This window comes from Sphingopyxis sp. HIX (assembly GCF_001468285.1).
Classification (GTDB): Bacteria; Pseudomonadota; Alphaproteobacteria; order Sphingomonadales; family Sphingomonadaceae; genus Sphingopyxis.
Window position 1 is genome coordinate 1 of record NZ_LNSB01000015.1, and the last position, 17056, is coordinate 17056.

At 62.6% G+C, this 17056-nt stretch carries 13 protein-coding genes and 1 pseudogene; 5 read left to right on the forward strand and 9 right to left on the reverse strand.

Annotated elements, in window-relative coordinates; all coding sequences use genetic code 11:
- From ATE62_RS08850 to ATE62_RS08865, 3 genes and pseudogenes are all read right to left on the reverse strand, one after another.
- Window positions 1–466 (reverse strand): annotated as a pseudogene (locus ATE62_RS08850) (hypothetical protein); the annotation flags it as partial.
- A gap of 128 nt (window positions 467–594) precedes the next feature.
- Window positions 595–2406, reverse strand: a complete 1812-nt coding sequence (locus tag ATE62_RS08855) for a vWA domain-containing protein (protein WP_082662700.1) — start codon at window positions 2404–2406, stop codon at window positions 595–597.
- 109 nt (window positions 2407–2515) lie between these two features.
- On the reverse strand, window positions 2516–3052 hold the full coding sequence (locus ATE62_RS08865) for an RNA polymerase sigma factor (RefSeq protein WP_156420524.1): 537 nt from the start codon (window positions 3050–3052) through the stop codon (window positions 2516–2518).
- A gap of 464 nt (window positions 3053–3516) precedes the next feature.
- On the opposite strand from ATE62_RS08865, the gene ATE62_RS08870 reads away from it, so the two are divergent.
- Entirely contained in the window at window positions 3517–4809 is a 1293-nt protein-coding gene (locus tag ATE62_RS08870) for a tyrosine-type recombinase/integrase (protein ID WP_082660459.1), read from the forward strand.
- Window positions 4810–4996: 187 nt separating this feature from the next.
- Here the strand turns inward: ATE62_RS08870 and ATE62_RS08875 are convergent, their stop codons facing one another.
- From ATE62_RS08875 to ATE62_RS08890, 4 genes are read right to left on the reverse strand one after another with little or no spacing between them, the layout of a single operon-like run.
- Entirely contained in the window at window positions 4997–5878 is an 882-nt protein-coding gene (locus ATE62_RS08875) for an alpha/beta fold hydrolase (RefSeq protein ID WP_058807907.1), read from the reverse strand.
- A gap of 22 nt (window positions 5879–5900) precedes the next feature.
- On the reverse strand, window positions 5901–6095 hold the full coding sequence (locus ATE62_RS08880; protein ID WP_058807908.1) for a hypothetical protein: 195 nt from the start codon (window positions 6093–6095) through the stop codon (window positions 5901–5903).
- Window positions 6092–7237, reverse strand: coding sequence for a PepSY-associated TM helix domain-containing protein (locus ATE62_RS08885; RefSeq protein ID WP_058807909.1), 1146 nt, complete (start codon window positions 7235–7237; stop codon window positions 6092–6094). Before ATE62_RS08885 ends, ATE62_RS08880 begins: the two co-directional genes overlap by 4 nt.
- A 10-nt stretch (window positions 7238–7247) precedes the next feature.
- Window positions 7248–9281, reverse strand: a complete 2034-nt coding sequence (locus tag ATE62_RS08890; RefSeq protein WP_197411656.1) for a TonB-dependent receptor — start codon at window positions 9279–9281, stop codon at window positions 7248–7250.
- Window positions 9282–9588: 307 nt separating this feature from the next.
- Between ATE62_RS08890 and ATE62_RS08895 the strand changes: the two genes are divergently transcribed.
- Window positions 9589–10551, forward strand: a complete 963-nt coding sequence (locus ATE62_RS08895) for a helix-turn-helix transcriptional regulator (RefSeq protein ID WP_058807911.1) — start codon at window positions 9589–9591, stop codon at window positions 10549–10551.
- Window positions 10552–10813: 262 nt separating this feature from the next.
- Here ATE62_RS08895 and ATE62_RS23600 read toward each other — a convergent pair whose 3' ends face one another.
- A complete protein-coding gene (locus ATE62_RS23600; RefSeq protein ID WP_082660456.1) occupies window positions 10814–11224 on the reverse strand; it encodes an acyl-CoA thioesterase in 411 nt (136 codons plus the stop codon).
- A gap of 219 nt (window positions 11225–11443) precedes the next feature.
- On the opposite strand from ATE62_RS23600, the gene ATE62_RS08905 reads away from it, so the two are divergent.
- Window positions 11444–12148, forward strand: a complete 705-nt coding sequence (locus ATE62_RS08905; RefSeq protein WP_058807912.1) for a TetR/AcrR family transcriptional regulator — start codon at window positions 11444–11446, stop codon at window positions 12146–12148.
- Window positions 12149–12153: 5 nt separating this feature from the next.
- Complete coding sequence (locus ATE62_RS08910) at window positions 12154–15339, forward strand: bifunctional cytochrome P450/NADPH--P450 reductase (RefSeq protein WP_058807913.1); 3186 nt, start codon at window positions 12154–12156, stop codon at window positions 15337–15339.
- A 204-nt stretch (window positions 15340–15543) separates the two neighbouring features.
- Here the strand turns inward: ATE62_RS08910 and ATE62_RS08915 are convergent, their stop codons facing one another.
- Window positions 15544–16272, reverse strand: a complete 729-nt coding sequence (locus ATE62_RS08915) for a hypothetical protein (protein ID WP_058807914.1) — start codon at window positions 16270–16272, stop codon at window positions 15544–15546.
- Window positions 16273–16432: 160 nt separating this feature from the next.
- Here ATE62_RS08915 and ATE62_RS08920 point away from each other — a divergent pair, with 160 nt between their 5' ends.
- Window positions 16433–16978 (forward strand): TetR/AcrR family transcriptional regulator, encoded by a 546-nt coding sequence (locus ATE62_RS08920; RefSeq protein WP_058807915.1) that lies wholly within the window; start codon window positions 16433–16435, stop codon window positions 16976–16978.
- The last annotated feature ends 78 nt before the right edge of the window (window positions 16979–17056 follow it).

Below are 17056 nucleotides of genomic sequence, written 5' to 3' on the forward strand. Positions count from 1 at the left end.
GAGGGGGAGGGGGTAATGCCTGCGCGATCTCGATCCGCTTGGCAGCCGGGGCGGCCGCGTCGAGCCGGGGAGACGGCGCGGCCACGGGCGCGGAAGCGGCGGCGGCAACCGGGCGCGTCACCGCCGGGCTCGCCGCGGGTGCCGCGGCTACCTCGCGCCCGGCGACAGGCGCCTCGACCGGCGTTTCGGGCAATGGCTGCTCGTCGGCCGCCGGTGCAATGGGTAGCGGCGCCTGCCATGCGAAGGGCAGGCCGATCGCGACAACCAGCGCCGCGGCGGCCAGCAGCCCGGCTTGCGGGCGTTGCAGCTTTTGCCACCAGGATGCGGCGGCGCGCGGCCGCTCGGGTGCCGGAACGGGCGCGCCGTCGAAGCGCGCGAGCGCCCCGGCGATCGCGGCCTCGCGCGGCTTCGGTGCCGGCGGCGGCGGATCGGGCAACAGCGCCCGGATATCGTCGTCGCCGGTCATCGACGCTTTCCGCCGCTGCGCCGTACGGGACTATGGGGAAGGGGCATCGGCATCGTCTTGCTTATACGCGGAATTGCCCGGCGGTCGATATGGCGGCGCTCGCGCCGGAGCGCCGCCATATCCGCGCTTTACCGGTCGAGCCGCGCCATCGCGCCTGCGCTCTTCGCGGCGCGGACCAGATTGACCAGCTCCATGCGATATCCGAACTCGTCGGGACCGCGCGCGCCACCGACGATGCGCAGCACGTCGTCATAGGTCATCGGCCCGTTATATTTGCCGCCGCGCAGCAGTTCGGCAAAGGAGGCGACCCCCGCGGCGAAGCGCGCATCCTGCGGCGCATCGTCGAAGCGGGCAAACTCCACACTGCGATTGATCGGCGCCGAGATCAGCTGGCTGGTGTCCGATTTCGGCAATTTGTAGCGGATCTTGACGAAGCCATATTCGCCTGCGCGGCCTGCCTGTGCGACGCGCGGCGCCGGTTTGGCATAACGCAGGTCGCCGTTCGCGCGCGGTCCGCCGACGGGGACGATCTCGTAGATCGCGGTCACCGTCTGGCCCGATCCGACGTCGCCGGCGTCGACCTTGTCATTGTCGAAATCCTCGCGCTTCAGCATTCGCGTCTCATAGCCGACGAGCCGATATTCGGCGACGGTCGCGGGGTTGAACTCGACCTGGATCTTCACATCCTTGGCGATCGGGAACAAAGTCGAGGTCGCTTCGTCGACCAGCGTTTTGCGCGCCTCGCCGAGCGTGTCGATATAGGCGGCCGCACCATTGCCGTTCTGGGCGAGGGTCTGCATCAGCGCATCGTTGTAATTGCCCATGCCGAAGCCGAGCACCGACAGGAAGATGCCCTTGCCGCGCTCACGCTCGATATAGGATTTGAGCTCGTTCTGGTCGGTGATGCCGACGTTGAAATCGCCGTCGGTCGCCAGGATCACGCGGTTGACGCCGCGCGGGTCGAGGTTGCGTTCGGCGAGCGCATAGGCCTGGCGAATGCCTTCGGCGCCCGCGGTGCTGCCGCGCGCGCCGAGCTGGTCGAGCACGGCGAGGATCTTCTCCTTCTGGCTCGCCGGGGTCGGTTCGAGCGCGGTCCCCGCGCTGCCGGCGTAGGTGACGATCGACACGCGGTCGTTGTCGCCCAGCTGTTCGAGCAGCATCGCGAGCGACTGCTTGACCAGCGGCAGCTTCGCGGGATGGTTCATCGAACCCGAGGTGTCGACCAGGAAGACCAGGTTCGCGCGCGGTCGCGTTTCGCGTTCGATCGCAAAGCCCTTGATGCCGACGCGCACCAGCTTGCGCCCCTCGGTCCACGGGCTGGGGAACACCGCGACATTGGTGCTGAACGGGCGCTCGGCGCTTTGCGGCGCGGCATAGTCATAGGGGAAATAATTGACCAGTTCCTCGGTCCGCACCGCGGCGGCCTGGGGCAGGACATTGCGATTCAGCGACGCGCGGACGAAGGAATAGGAGGCGGTGTCGACGTCGATCGAGAAGGTCGACACGGGTTCGTCGAGCGCGACCTTGAACGCATTCTGCTCGGTGGTCGTGAATTTGTCGCGGCCGATGTCCTGGTAATAGGGTGACGTCGCATCGGGGTGCGGCGGAGCTACGCGCATATAGCTTCCCTGCGCGGCCATTTTCGCAGCAGCGGGAGGCGGAGGCGGAGGCGGAGGCGGAGGCGGAGGCGGAGGAGGAGGCGCCGCCGTTGCAACCGTTCCGGATGCGATGGCCGTCACCGCAATCGGGGTATTCTGGCTATTGTCCTCGCGCATCCGACCCGCGACGATGATTTCGCGCGCCTCGTCGGCGGCGCGCTCGGCCGTGACGATATTCGGGGCCGGCGTCGAAGAGGGCGACGCGACGTCGGTCGATTGCGAGCAGGCGGTGACGAGCGAAATGGACAGCCCGGCGGTCAGCATCAGAGGAATACGGGACATGATATGTCTCCCTGGCAACAGCGGTGCAAAATCGCCCGCATGTTCCTGAGATGCGCGGGCGCGGGAAATCCTTGGCGGCCGCGCGAAAAAAAATGCAGATGTGCGGAGGTCAGTCCGCCGCGCCGCCCTTGGGCGCGATCCGGCGCCGGATCTCGTGCATCCGCCACGAGACCGTCGCCTCGGCGATGCCCAGGATTTCGGCGGCTTCGCCGTGCGTCAGCTGCTGTCCCGCGACGAGAATCGCTGTGTCGCGCAGTTCCGGCTTCAGCCGCGAAATCGCGCTTTCGATCCAGATCGCGTCATAGAGATCGCGCCCGTCGGGCGCCTGCGCCAGACCCGCCATGACGCCGAGCTTGCCGGCGAAGCGCGCAAAGGCCGAGCGCCGCCGCCGGAAATCGCGGCAGGCGTTGAAGACGATACTGCACAGCCAGGTGGTGAATTTCGCGTCGCCGCGAAAGTCGCCGAGCCTTTCGGCGAGGATGCAGCAGACGTCCTGCGCGATATCGTCGGCGTCGGCGCGCGATCCGGTCAGCTGCCAGGCGAGGCCGTGGATGCGATCATAGTGGCGCCCGAGCAGTGCGGCGAAAGCCTCGCGATCGCCGGCGATCGCCGCCTTTACGATGTCGGGATCGTCGCCGCCCGCCATGCGTCAGCGCCGCATGCGCTGCGGGCGATGGGGCCTGTCCGCGGCCGGGACATATATCTCCGGCCAAATATGTCCCCCGCATCGCGCCATTCCGGTCCTTGTGCCTCAACCCCCGCACGAAGGCTATCGCATAGTGGGACCGAGACACGCAGCGCCCCGCTGCCGCAGCCAGAAAGCTACACGGAATTGCCTGCCAAGTCTTTGAGGAAATGGTGGACGCACTAGGGCTCGAACCTAGGACCCGCTGATTAAGAGTCGTTTTCAGCACATTCCGTGTGCTTCCGTCGTCTTCCGACCCTGTCCATCTTTTTTCATTTATATCACTGAACTTAATGATTAATATCAGAAGGCCTCTTCCATATTCTTCCGTCCTGATGTACGTTCGAGCACCGTCTGTCAAGGTCATTTTGACACCCATACGGCACCCATAGAAGATCCATTTTGTCGTCTTTCGAGTTCGATCCATGGCTACATCACTGACAAAGAACGGTATTGAGGCGGCAATCGGCAAAGTACGTGCGAATCCCAAGCGTCGGGTCGAGCTTCGGGACGACAAGGAAGCGGGCCTTTTGTTGCGCGCAGGCGAACGCTCTTCGACCTGGTCACTCGTGGCTCGTCTGCAGAACGGCCAGCGTAGCCGGATCAAGCTTGGAACCTGGCCAGGAATGGGTATCGCCGAAGCTCGTGCTGCAGCCCGCGTCGCGCGGACGCAGATTGACCAAGGCAGCAATCCCAACGAACGGAAGCGGGTCGCGCGCAGAACCGCCGCTATCGCTGCTCTCAACCGCAAGACGCTGCACGAAGTGATTGAGGACTATCACGCGGCGGTGCTTTCGCAGCATCGCCGTGGAGCACAGACCAAGCGCGCGCTCGATGGCAAGCGGGGGCTTCTGCGGACGTTGCTGAACCGCGAACCATGTTCGATCATGCAAGCCGAGATTTCCGATCTCGTGAAGAAGCATGCCAAGACGGCTCCTATCGCCGCCAATAGGAACCTGGCGTATGCCTCCGCCTTCTTCAACTGGTGCGTCGACGAAGGAGTGATGAGCGAGAATCCCGCTGCAAAGGTGCGCAAGCCGTCAAAGGAAAATGAACGAGAGCGATTCCACACAATTGATGAACTTGCGGAGATATGGGCCGCCGCGGGCACGCTAGGCTATCCATTCGATCAGCTTTTTCGGTTGCTGATCGTGCTGCCTAACCGGCGCGAAGAGGTAACGGCGATGCCTATTGAGCATCTCGATCTCGCCACCGACCAAGCACCTGGTGAAGCTGTGTGGTTGTTGCCTAGCGCTCGCACCAAGATGAACAACGCACTGCGCGTACCGCTATCCGCATTGGCGCGGTCTATCATCATCGAAGCGATCAAACATCCGGATCGACCGAAGGAATCCAAGTTCGTTTTCACCACGACGGGCGACACGCCTGTGTCCGGCTTCACCAAGGGGCGGCGCAGATTGGACAAGGCAATTCAAGATACTCGCATAGATCGGATGAAGGACGAAAACGCGCCTGAGATGCCGCATTGGATGGTCCACGATCTCCGGACCACCTTCAACACTCACGCCTGTGAAATTTTGGGAGTTCCGCCTCACGTCGCGGACCGCATTCTCAACCACGTCGCGACCGCGACGCGATCCAAGATCATGCGCGTCTACAACAAGTCAGAACTCTTCGAGCCGCGAAAGGAGGCCCTTGGCGCTTGGGCGTCGCTCCTGGAGCAGCGCGTGATCCCTCATCGATACCGCTCTGTCTAAGCACGACCCGACAGGTGCGGCGGCCCGTACAGCTTGGGCTGCGAGCTCACAGTAGCCCGGCGGTTGCTCGGCATATATGCCCGATTTTGCCAGCCTATGCGATGACGCGGCGCAATGATCCCAATCGTGGCCGATGCAGCAGACGGTGCGCGCAGCCGCCACCATTGTCTGGTGTGCAGACGTGCCCCTAGGTCGAAGTCCGTGTGGTAGCCCCCTGTAATTGTCGCGCTATTTCGGCCACGATCGTATCGGGTTCGGTGAGGGGAATGAAATGTCCCGAACGCGCGGCGATGACGTGACGGCCACGGGGAGACAGGGACGCGCGCCGAGCATGGGAAGCGTTGAACGCCGCGCGCAAGTTGGCCGACATGCCGGGGTCCGCCTTCGCTCCCGAGATCACGGTCACTGGAAAGGCGGCGTTCGGTCCCCGACCATCCCGCCAGCCGTTCATCGCCGCGATCATGCCCTTCAATTCCGCGCCCCGCGTGCGCATCGCGGCGTTGGTAAAGGCTTCGGCCCGGAACTCTTTTTGCAGGCGTGCAGGCAGCGGGGCGAGCTGATCTCGAAAGAGACGTTCGAGCAGGCCGACCCGGGCGAGCATGCAGCTTGCATGATGGACCACCTTCTCCGTGAAGCGGAAAGAGCGGAAAAAGACGGGGCCGCATCCCTCGTCGGACGGATCGACCAAGACCATCCCGGCCACACGGTCGGGCCACCGCGCAGCTGCTTCGCGCACTAAAAGCGCGCCGCCGCTGTGCGCGACCAGCAGGAGAGGCGCGGCATCAAGACTTTCCAGCAAATCCTCCAGGTCGTCGGCCATGCGCGCCACCGATCGCGGCTGGCTGTCGGGTTCGCTGCGGCCGAGACCGGCGCGATCGTAAACCACTGTCCGCGCCCTCCGCGACACCTCGGGCGCGACCAGTCCCCAATAGGATCCCGGCGCTGCGAGACCGGCTTCGAACACTATCGTCGGAACGCCGGGGGCGCTCTCGCCTCTGACCATGGCGTGGAGGCTGCGGCCGTCGCGCGTTTGGATGGCCCGGCTGGTGCCGAGCGGGTGATCGCTCATGCTGCGGAGGTCGTGCCGTGCGTCATGACCCGCGCCATCCACGCCAGCACGCCGCGATCACGACGAGCGTCAGCCCTAGCGTTGCCCAAGAGACGATGTCGTACCAGCCGTCGCCGATTAGCGCCGCGACCAGCCCGACCGCGTTGGCGAGCGCCATCAGCAGCGGCCAGCGGAAGATGCGCCAGCCGGACTGGCCGCCTTTCGCACGCACCGTCATGCGGCGGGCTCCGTCTCGCCGCCGCTCTGCAATTCCGCGACGCGCTTCTCGATCGGCACCTTCCGCCGTCCGAGCCAGAGGCGAAGTCCGGTCCACAGCACAACGATCGCCGCGATGTCGAGTAGCCCCCAGATGATCTTGAGCGGCAGGCCGCCATAGTCGCCGAAATGCAGCGGCGCCGACACGAACAGCGTCTTTACATACCAAGGCATCGAGCGGACATCGGTGAGCTTGCCGGTTTCGGCATCGACCATCGCGGGGTTGATCAGCCGCTCGGTCAGCGGCGTATTGCCGGCGAGCGCGACCATATAATGATGTTTGGTGCTGAACTGGCTTCCGGGCCAGGAGACGAGGCTGACCTTGGCGTTTGGAACCGCGGCACGGACCGTCGCGACCGCCGCGTCTACCGACGTCAGCTTGGCGGCCGGCTTCGCATCCTTGTACGGCGCCGCCATCTCGGCAAGCTCGTCCATCTGCCAGATCATCGTGATCGGAAGCGTCATTGTGATGATGAAGCCCGTAAGACCGACGACACTGACCCAGCCGAGCGTCACAATGCCGACCATGTTATGCGTGTCGAGCCATCGCAGCCGCCGACTGCGGTCCTTGCGCACCGTCCCGAAAGCGAGCTTGCGCATGAAGGGCGCGTAGACGATCACCCCCGACACCACGGCGACGAGGAAGACGAGGCCGATCAGTCCGAGAAAAAGCTGCCCTGGAATGCCGAGCAGCAGATGGGCGTGGAGATCGAGCAGGAACGCCATCACCCCTTCGTTGAACGGCGGTGCGTCGACGCGCTTGCCGCTGCGCGCGTCGTAGAGATAAAGTTTGCCCTCATCCTCGCCCGCGAGCGGTGTCGGGCCCACTGCGGCGAAGATGACCGGCTTGTCTGCGTCATAGGCGACGAAGATATTATGCCAGCCGGGATGATCCTTCAGCGCATCGGCCGCGACGGCGTCGAGGCTGGCGTTGCCTTCGGCTTTCGCCGCGATCACCGGCGCGCGCGTCAGTTCGTCGATCTCTTCGTGAAAGATCAGCGGCAGTCCGGTGATGCAGAACATCAGCAGGAACGCCGTGCAGACGAGGCTGGTCCACTTATGGACCAGATACCACCGCCTTATGCCCGTTTGCGAAAGCGCCATCGCCCGTCCTTCAGAACCGGAGTTCGATGCCCGCGCTGATCTTCCGCGGTTCGAGGAGGACCGCATTGTCGAGCGCGGGCACGTCCATGCCCGTGAACGGGTTCGCGCCAAGGCCCTTCGAGACGACCTTGTTGCTGTTGAGCAGGTTGCGCGCAGTCAGGAACAGCTTCGCCGGCCCGATGCTGTAGGCGGCGCGCGCATTGACGACCGCCCATGAGCCGACCTTCGCGCGCTCGACGTTGAGCACTTCGGAAAAATAGGATCCGCTGTAACGGACGTCGGCTCCGAGCTCGAACCGGTCGTCGGGAGAAAAGCTGAAACCAGCGGCAAAGTTGAACGCGGGTGACCGCGGCAATTCCTTCCCGACTGCCCGCGGATCGCTGCTGTAGCGATTGATCTTCGTATCGAGCAGGCCGATGTTCGCGAAAATTTCATTCTTCTCCGACGGTCGCCAGCTCAGGCCCACCTCGGCGCCTTGCGTGGTTGCGCGTTCGGCGTTGCGGATCTCGATCGACAGCGAGGTCAGATAGAGGGGGAGCTGCATGTCCTTGTAACGACTGTAGAAGATATTGCCGGTGAGCGACAGGTCGTTGCCCAATCCCGCGCGCCCGAAGCCTTCGAAATTCCAGACATGCTCGGGCCGATAGGTATAGCCCTGGAAGGGCGGCGAGAGGGTGATGCTGGCGCCGCCGGCGTTATAGCCTCGGCTCGCGGTGACGCCGACCGTCACTTCGGGTGCGAGGTCGAGTGACAGCGTCGCCTTGGGCAGGAACTCCTTGTAGGTTTCCTGAAAGTCCGTGACGAGGAACCCCGTCGCCCCGACGCGATAGCGCTTTTCTTCTTCATAGCGGGCGCCGAGGATGATCGAGAGCCGGTCGGCGGGCTTCACCGTTATTTCGCCGAACACCGCGGTCGTGTCAGTCTTGTCGCGATAGGCCCCGCCGCCGAGCAGGTCGTTCGTCTCGTCCTGGCGCGCGCGGAAGATATAGGCGGCGACGAACCCCGAGAAGCGCCCGTCCGGGGTGCCGTAGCGGAGCAGCGGCTGGGCCATATACTCTTCGCCGTCGATCTGCGCATTGCCGGTCCCGGCGGGCGCATAGCGGTTGACCCGGAAATCAGTGGCGGAAAGCAGCAATTGCAGGCTCAGCCCGTCAGTAAGGTCGAACGTCGTGTCGGAGATCGCGGTCGAGTTGCGCGAACGGAACACCGGCTGCTGCAAACCCGCATCGATCGAGATCGCGCGCTCGAACGGCAGCTTGACCCAGTTCGACTGCGGTTCCTTCCCGTCCTGGTAGGAAAGGGTGAGAAGCGAGCGGATGCCCTCCGCCGGCGTTAGCAGCAGCTTGCCGCGGAACGTCTTGGTGTCGTAGCGGCCGGGGTTTTCGGTGCCCGGATAGCCTTGAAAATCGACGAAGCTCTGGCTGCGCTGCCAGTCGGCACTGGCGCGGAACGCGAGCACGTCGGACACGATCGGGCCGCCAATGGCGGCCGAAGTCTGGACCTCGTCCCGGTTGCCGATGACCCCACGCGCTGCGCCGTGCCAGTCGAAGGTCGGATCGGCGGTCTTGATCGCGACGACGCCGGCGATCGCGTTGCGCCCGAGCAAAGTGTTCTGCGGCCCGCGATAGACCTCGACCTGCTCGATATCCCAGAGGCTCGTATCGCCGAAAGTTGCTTCGTTGAAACTCAGCGTGCGTCCGTCGACCAGATAGCTGAAGCGTGGCCGGCCTCCGGCGAAGAAGGCGGTCGGTCCGCCGCCAGGACCCGTTCCGTCGACGCCGCGCACGGCGGGCATGTCGTTGCCGGGCTCGGTCGCGATGATGTTGGGGATGCGGTCGAGCAATTCGTTGACCGACCAGACCCCTGATTTTCGTTCGATATCCTCCCGCGTCGATACCGAAACACTTGCTGCGGTTTCGCGCAGGGTCCGATTGGCGCGCTCGCCGGTGACGATGATGTCATCCGGCGCCGTCGGCGCATCCTCGGCTCGCACTGCTCCAGCCTGGCCGAGCGCACAGGAGGCCGCGCCGATCACAAACAACACATTTTTCCGCATACAGAATATCGCCCCATTTTTGGCGCTTGGCGCCGATGGGGCAGGCCGACCTTATGTCATTTCCCTGATAAACCCACACGGGCCGTGCACCGGCCGTCGCAAAGTTCGATCCACTTGCGACTAATTCCTATTATCGATTAATCTGGCTGTGCGCCATCGCGCGCGCTATGCAGAAAAACGGAAATTCCATTGCGAGAAATGAGTCGCGCGGGAACGAGGCAGGTCGATGCGTCATGAGAGTACAAGCAGATCGGAAGCGGGCTTCCTAATACCTGCCATTTCGGGCGATTTTTCCGTGTCAGACCTCGTCCGGGCCGCCGCCGAGCGCGCCGTCACGATCAGCCATGTCGCGCGACCCGATTCCCGGATCGATACGCCGGCCATGTCCGGCACCGTTTTTGGTGAGGAATTGCAGCCCGGGCTGCTTCTAACGGCGTACGACCTTGTCTACACCGCAGACAGCCAAATCGAGGTCGAAGTAGACCGCTCGATCTCATGTGCGATCATGCTTGCAGGGGAGGCCGCCGCGCTCGAGGTGGTGGGCTATCCTCCTGTCGTCTCGCCACCGCGGCGGGTCATCGTTGTCGGTTACGGCGATAGGCTGTCATGCAGTCGCCCCTGGCGAGCAATGCAGCATAATCGCGCTTTCGGTGTCACCCTGCGCCCGTGCTTTTTCGACCGGTTTGCCGATCTCGTCGACGACGGCGGACTTGACGTGCTGCGGTCCTATCTCGACCCGGGCCTGCATTCTTCGCTGTTGCCTCCGTCGCGCAAGCTGATTGATCTTGCGGAAAACACGCTCCGGCAACCCTATTCCGGGGCGCTCGGGGCCATTCACCGTGAAGCACAGGCGCTCGGGTTCATTCTCGAAGCCGCGTCGATGCTCCAGGAAGAACAGCGACTGGTCGCACGGATCGGGCGGCGCCATTATGACCGCGTGGTCCATGCCCGCGCTATGCTCGATCACAATCTCGTCGATCCGCCAAAGCTTCTCGAACTTGCAAGGGAATTGGGGATAAACGTCACCACGCTCCAGGCCAATTTCAAGGCCGCATTCGGTACCACGGTCTTCGGTTATCTGCGGGCGCGGAGGCTGGAGATGGGGCGTATCCTCATCGTCGAGCACCGCGTGGGCGTCGCCGAGGCAGGATATCGGGTCGGCTTCACCAACCCCGCGGCCTTCACTGCGGCCTATCGTCGGCACTTCGGCCTTCCGCCATCGCTGGACCGGAAGGATGCTCATATCTTGCCTCATTGAGGCGTCGACCATCACTTCTCAGGCCAACGACCGCGTCTGGTGTCAAAATCTCCCAGGGCCGACCACCCTGCTGAAATTGTGCACGGTCCCCAGGAGTTTGGCAAACGATCGTGGGAGGAACGCTGATTATCTGTTTTCTGGGCGCTCCAGATATTCCGACGCATCGAACGGTAGTGCGGCTGACCCGGTTGGCTTGGGAATCGATCGTCTCGTTTGTCGTCAACGCGGAGAAAACTGCTCAACGAAAAGTTAGGAATCGAGATCAGGCGAAAAAGCGACCTGCCAAATCACCCGTCACGCGCACCAATTTCCGGGTTGAGCGGTCGAGGCAGCATAAGGTGCTCGTAACTTCCGCGCGCACGTCGCCTGGCTGCCCGATACGGAGTTCGAAGATGGCGCGGGGACCCGCATAATCTGCGACCCATAACTCGATGTCCACCCTTTCGGCCTCGAAGGTCGGGCGTCGGTAAGTGATCTCGTGCCGGAACGCTACCCAGACAATCCTCGCCAGATCTTCCGGTCGTGCAGTCTTCTGCCAGAAATGCGAAATCGCTTCCTGTACCCATCGCAGATAGACAGCGTTGTTCACGTGACCGAGCTCGTCGATCATGTCCGACGTTACGAGGATCTCATGCCGGTGGCGTAATGCCCGACCATGATGCTGAGGGCTCATCAGTTTGGAGCGAGCCCGCCCGCTCTGGCGGGCGCTGATAATGCCAACATCCGATGATGCCTGAAGCTGAAGTGCGCCATGATCATGTTCTCCTCGCTCAGCGGTGTCCGGCGCGCCGGGCTTGCCTTCGCCGCTTCCCTGCGGCGGGCAGTGCAAGCTTGACTCGCGATAACTCAGATATCATATGAAATCTGAAATTGAAAGGTCGGGAGAGGCAAGATGCAATTGGCGCGCGCCAAAACGCCGCGAGTCCGCCGGGTCGACAGCCAGGCCGCAACGCGTGCCCGCTTACTCGATCTCGCCGAACAGATGGTTGTGAGCCAGTCGATACCCGGCCTTTCACTTCGCTCTCTCTGTGTTGCCGCTGGCTATACCCAAGGAGCTTTCTACTCGAACTTTGCGAGCAAAGACGCTCTCCTCCTCGTTCTTCTCGAGCGGCACATGGGTGAACAACATGCCAGCTTGGCGTCGGTAGCGGAGGCCGTGGCCGGAAGCAGTGTCGAGGGCACACTTGACGCACTTACCGTATGGCTTCGGACGCTCGCCGCGCAGCGTGAATGGGCCGCGCTCGCAACCGAATTGCGGCTTCATGCAAACAGAGATGCTTTATTCGGGGAGAAGTTCGAAGAGGCCGAGCAGCGTATGGTAGCCTTGTTCGAAGCGCTGCTGGCCGATCTCGCGAAGCGATTTTCCATCGATCCGCCTGTGGCTGCGAGAGGCGCAGCTGAGGCGCTCCTTGACCTTTGGCGTGGCCTTGCCCTCCGGCGCCAAACGGCCGCGGCGCCCGAACTCACATTTGTGCGGACGCTGCGCGCCCTGATGGGTTTGGCTGATGGATGCATCGAAGCAGAGGGCGCCTCCGCCGATACTGCGAGCGCCGAGGTGGCGACACTGCAAGGTCAAAGACGCGAAGGGAGGGTATAGGCACGATGTCCAATGCGCGAAAGCCAATTCCGTCGCCGCCTGGCCTTCCCCTGGTGGGGCATCTGCACCAGATCGCGCGCGGAGGACTGATCGGCAGATTGCTAGAAGTCAGTCGCACTACGCCCGAGGGAATCTTCAAGATCCGCTTCGGCGACCGCGTCTCGCTATTTGTTACGGACCCCGACCTCGTTGCCGAACTCTCCGACGAAAAGCGTTTCCGCAAAATGCCGGGCCCGGCGTTGCAGGTGGTCCGCAAATTTGCCGGCGACGGACTCTTCACCGCATTCAGCGACGAGCCGAACTGGGGCAAGGCGCACCGCATTCTCCTCCCCGCATTCAGTCAAGGCGCGATGCGTGGATATTTCGACATGATCGTCGATGTCTGCGACGAACTGGTCGCCAAATGGGAAAAGCTGGCCGGAACCGATGTACTCGTGGCCGACGACATGACGCGATTGACGATCGATTCCATCGCGATCGCGGGTTTTGGCCACCGCTTCGACAGCTTTGGCCGCGACGAGCTTGACGACTTTCTCGTCGCGCTGGGCCGCGCGCTCGAAGAGGCGCTAAACATGATTACCCGGCTTCCTATCCAGCAGCGCTTTGCCCAGCGTGCGAGGGCCCGGTATGAAGCGGATATCGCCCAGATGAATTCACTGGTCGACGGCATTATCGCCGACCGACGCCGGCAACCGTCCGACGGCAAGGATCTGCTCAACCTGATGCTCAATGCGGTCGATCCGGAAACGGGGGAGGCGCTCGATGACCTCAACATCCGCTACCAGGTCCTCACGTTCCTGATCGCGGGGCATGAAACGACGTCCGGTATGTTGACTTTCGCCTTCAGCTATCTGCTCCGAAATCCGTCGGTCCTAGCCCAGGCTTATGCCGAGGTTGACCGTGTGTTGCCGGGCGACGCACGGGCCGATTATTCACAGGTCGCGCAGCTCAAGGTGATCGAGCGAATTCTCAAGGAGGCACTCCGGCTATGGCCCACAGCCCCGGCATTTCAGGTCGCGCCGTTCGATGACGAGATTATCGGCAATGGGTGGCACTTGCGCAAAGACCGGCCAATCAACATTTTTACTCCCGGCTTGCACCGCAATCCGCTCGCTTGGGCCGAGCCTGAAGAATTCGATATCGATCGATGGCTTCCGGACGCCGAGGCTGCGCGCCATGCCCATGCCTTCAAGCCGTTCGGCAATGGTGAACGGGCCTGTATCGGACGCCAATTTGCCATGGTCGAGGCGAAGATCGCCCTTGCAATGTTGCTGCGCCGGTTCGCGATCAGCGATCCGCACTCCTACAAGCTCCGGATCAAGGAAACATTGTCGATCAAGCCCGATGATTTCCGCATGCGTATCCGGCTTCGCGGAGCGCACGAGCGAAATTCACCCGCGCCCTTAAATCAGGCGGCGACCGAGGAATCTCTCGCCTCCATCACCGGCACTGGCCAGCGTTTCGTCGTCCTCTATGGTTCGTCACTCGGGACGGCACGCGATGTTGCTGAAGAAATCGCCGAGCGCGCCGAGGCAGATGGATTTGATGTCGCCGTTCGACCAATGGACGACGCGTTGCAAAGCGGTGACCTGCCCGAAGACAAGCTGATCGTGATCGTCACCGCCACTTATAATGGGCGCGCTCCGGATTCAGCCAAAGAGGTTGAGAAGTCGCTGGACGCGGAGCTTTTCGTCGCGGACGACTGGGCGGGTGCGTGTTTTGCGGTGCTTGGTATCGGCAATTCACAGTGGCCGAATTATCAGGCTTTTCCGAAGCGGGTCGATGCGGCGCTTGAAGCCGCAGGTGCGACGAGACTCGTGCCCCGTGCAGAAGCCGACGGCCAGGCGGATTTCGACGGCGCGGTTGGAAGCTTCGTTCGCGACCTGTGGCAAGCGCTCGGGGGTAAGAGCGTACCCGCCGCATCTGACGCGCAGCTGGCGCTTCGGCTGGTTGAACCCGGCGACCTTCGAGCGTCTGCGCTGCCCGAGCATGCGCAGCGCTTTGCCGTGGTCTCGAACACCGAACTCGTCCGGTCCGCCGACGGGCTTTGGGATTTCGTGAAAGAACCGCCACGGCCCTCGACACGGTTGATACGGCTCCGCCTGCCCGAAGGGCAGACTTATCGCGCAGGAGACCATATCGCGGTCTATGCCCGAAACCGCCCGGATCTTGTCGAACGCGCCCTGGCCCGGATGGCACTCGACCCGGCCTTGCAGGTAGCAGTGGACGGGCAGGGTGGCCGCTTTCGTCATTTGCCGCTCGGCCGCACACTGACCGTTAGGCAGCTGCTTACCGACTTCGTCGAGCTGTCAGACCCGGCGCCAAAACGCGCGCTCGATGTTTTGGGAGGCGCGACACGTTGCCCGAAAACGCGTGCCGAGCTTGCTGTGCTCGCCAATGACTATGATGCCTCGGTGGCGGGAAAACGGCTGACCCTGCTTGATCTCTACGAGAGCCATCCGGCAATCGAGGCCGACCTGGCGCACCTCATCGAGTTGTCGGCCGCGATTGCGCCCCGCTTCTATTCGATTGCTTCAAGCCCCCTGGTTGCGCCTGATGTTGTGGACCTGATCGTCGGCACCACCGCGGCACCTGCTTGGTCGGGGCTGGGGGAGCACCGTGGCTTTGCGTCCGCATATATGGCGAGCGCGGAAGCTGGGGCCGAGGTGTTTGCTTACGTCCGTCAGCCGAACCCGCCGTTCGCGCCGCCGAGTGACCTTGCGGTTCCCATGATCCTCATCGGGCCCGGAACGGGCTTCGCGCCTTTGCGCGGCTTTCTGCAGGAGCGAGAGGCGCAGCGCATGGCGGGCGCGGCTATCGAATCAGTTCATCTATTCTTCGGCTGCCGCCACCCGGATCATGATTGGCTTTGCCGCGGCGAGATGGAGCGCTGGGAGACGACGGGACTCGCCTTCCTGCATCTCGCTTTCTCCGCAGTCGAAAGCCATCCCTGGCGTTTTGTTCAGGATGCCCTCTGGGCTAAGCAGGAGGTCGTCTGGGCGGCCCTCGAAGCTGGAGGGTATATATATTTGTGTGGAGACGGGCAGTTCATGGCACCCGCTGTCCGCGATACACTGATCCGCATCTGGATGCAGCAGGTCTGCGGTGAGCATGCGCAAGGCTCGGCATGGCTTGAGACCCTGATTGCACAAGGGCGTTTCCAGCAGGATGTCTTCGGCTTTGGCAAATAGAGTGGGAGTCTGGCAGGTCCGAAATCGCATCCGCGCCCTTTAGAGGTCGACTATAAATCTGAGCAGATCTCCGGCCGTCTTCGAAGCCCGCAGGCCAGCGCGCCGGGCGTCTCGATGCAGGTCTAAGCCATTGAGGAAACGCGCTGCGTGCGCTGTCTGCAACGTCAACACGCGCGACCCGCGAACGCAATCGCCCGCATGGTCTTAGCGAAGTTCGGCAACAGCAGTTCTGATCCAGTTCGAGAATTCACACGCGAGATGCCATCTATGTCCACTCACGACCGACGGCAGGATGAGGGTAGGAAATTCAACCGTCAGCTTTGCGCGGAAGCCGCTTCCTTCGTCGCGGAACTGGTGACGAACGCCCCCTATCGCCGTGCCATTCGGTGATCGCGCCACACCCGCGACCTGTGCTGTGTAATCGGTGTCGCGTGTCGAGCGCAGAGTGGAAAGATCGGCGTAATCGATCAAGAAACGAGCAGCCATTGGCGATCCCCCGTTCGTCTCGATAACTTCCTGCCGGCCCGCGTCGTCGGTGGCAATGAGGTAATGCTCGGGTGCCGCCGCAACCATGACATCTTCACGGTTCCGATGTGCGAGTTCCTCAAACCAATTAGCGAACGCCGCCGCGGACCCTTCAGGCGACACAATCTCAATCACGCTATATCTGCGACCGCCGCGCGACAGCCACGCGACAAGCCGTGCATATTTATCCGAGACTGCAAGCTCGCGCCGAAGCAGCTTGCGGATGCCGGAATGCCCTAGCTTCAGCTTGCGGGCGCGCAGCTCTGCACGAAGCTCTGCAAGATCCATATGATTGGCCCGGAGGCCCAGTCTGCGGAGCGCCCTGCGAGCGCTATTTTGCTCCCACCTCGAGACTGCATCCTGTGATACGGCCTCGCCGTTGATGAAGACTTCAAGATCGATCGTCATTGGCTTGCCAGTCCCTCTGTCAATGTTATAAAAGCAACTATAGTTGCATTAGGTCCGAGAGGCAACCAATATGAGAGCGTCGAGTGAGGCAAAGACAGGAGGGCCGCGTAGACGACCGGGGGGCCGCTCGACAAAAGTGGTAACGGCGGTCCGCCAGGCTTTGTTCGATTTGCTGGCAGAGCGTGGACTGAACGGCGTCGAGATTCCGGAGATCGCGTTGCGCGCGGGCGTCAACCGGACGACGATATACCGCCGATGGCCTACGAAGGCCGCGCTTCTCCTGGCGCTCATGCTCGAAGAGATGCGGGTGAGGGTGCCAACGCCCAATACAGGTTGTTTCCAAACCGACTTGGAACAGATGTTAAAGGGTATCGCCAGCATATTGGCCGATCCCGCTATCCGCAGCATTTTCTTCTTTTTGTCCTCAAGGGTCGATCCAGAGGCCGCGCGCGTCAAATCCGCATTCTGGGAGCAGCGTTTTGCGGACAGCGGTGAAATCGTCACGCGTGCAGTTATGCGGGGTGAACTTCCCAAGGATGTTTCGCCGCGCGTGATTCTTGAGCTGGCAGCCGCGCCACTTCTTTACCGCATCCTCATTCTCGGGACGTCTGTTGACGATCGAACCATCCGACAAATGGCAGCTTGGGTCGCACGCCAGGATGTGAAGGGCTTCCCCCCGTTGCAAGCGGCCGACCTTCGCGGTTAGGTTGCGCCCCGCGTCGTGCGAAGAACGTGCGCAATGCCGATGAGCAGGTGCGGTCGGTGACGAGTGCGACAAGGCGAC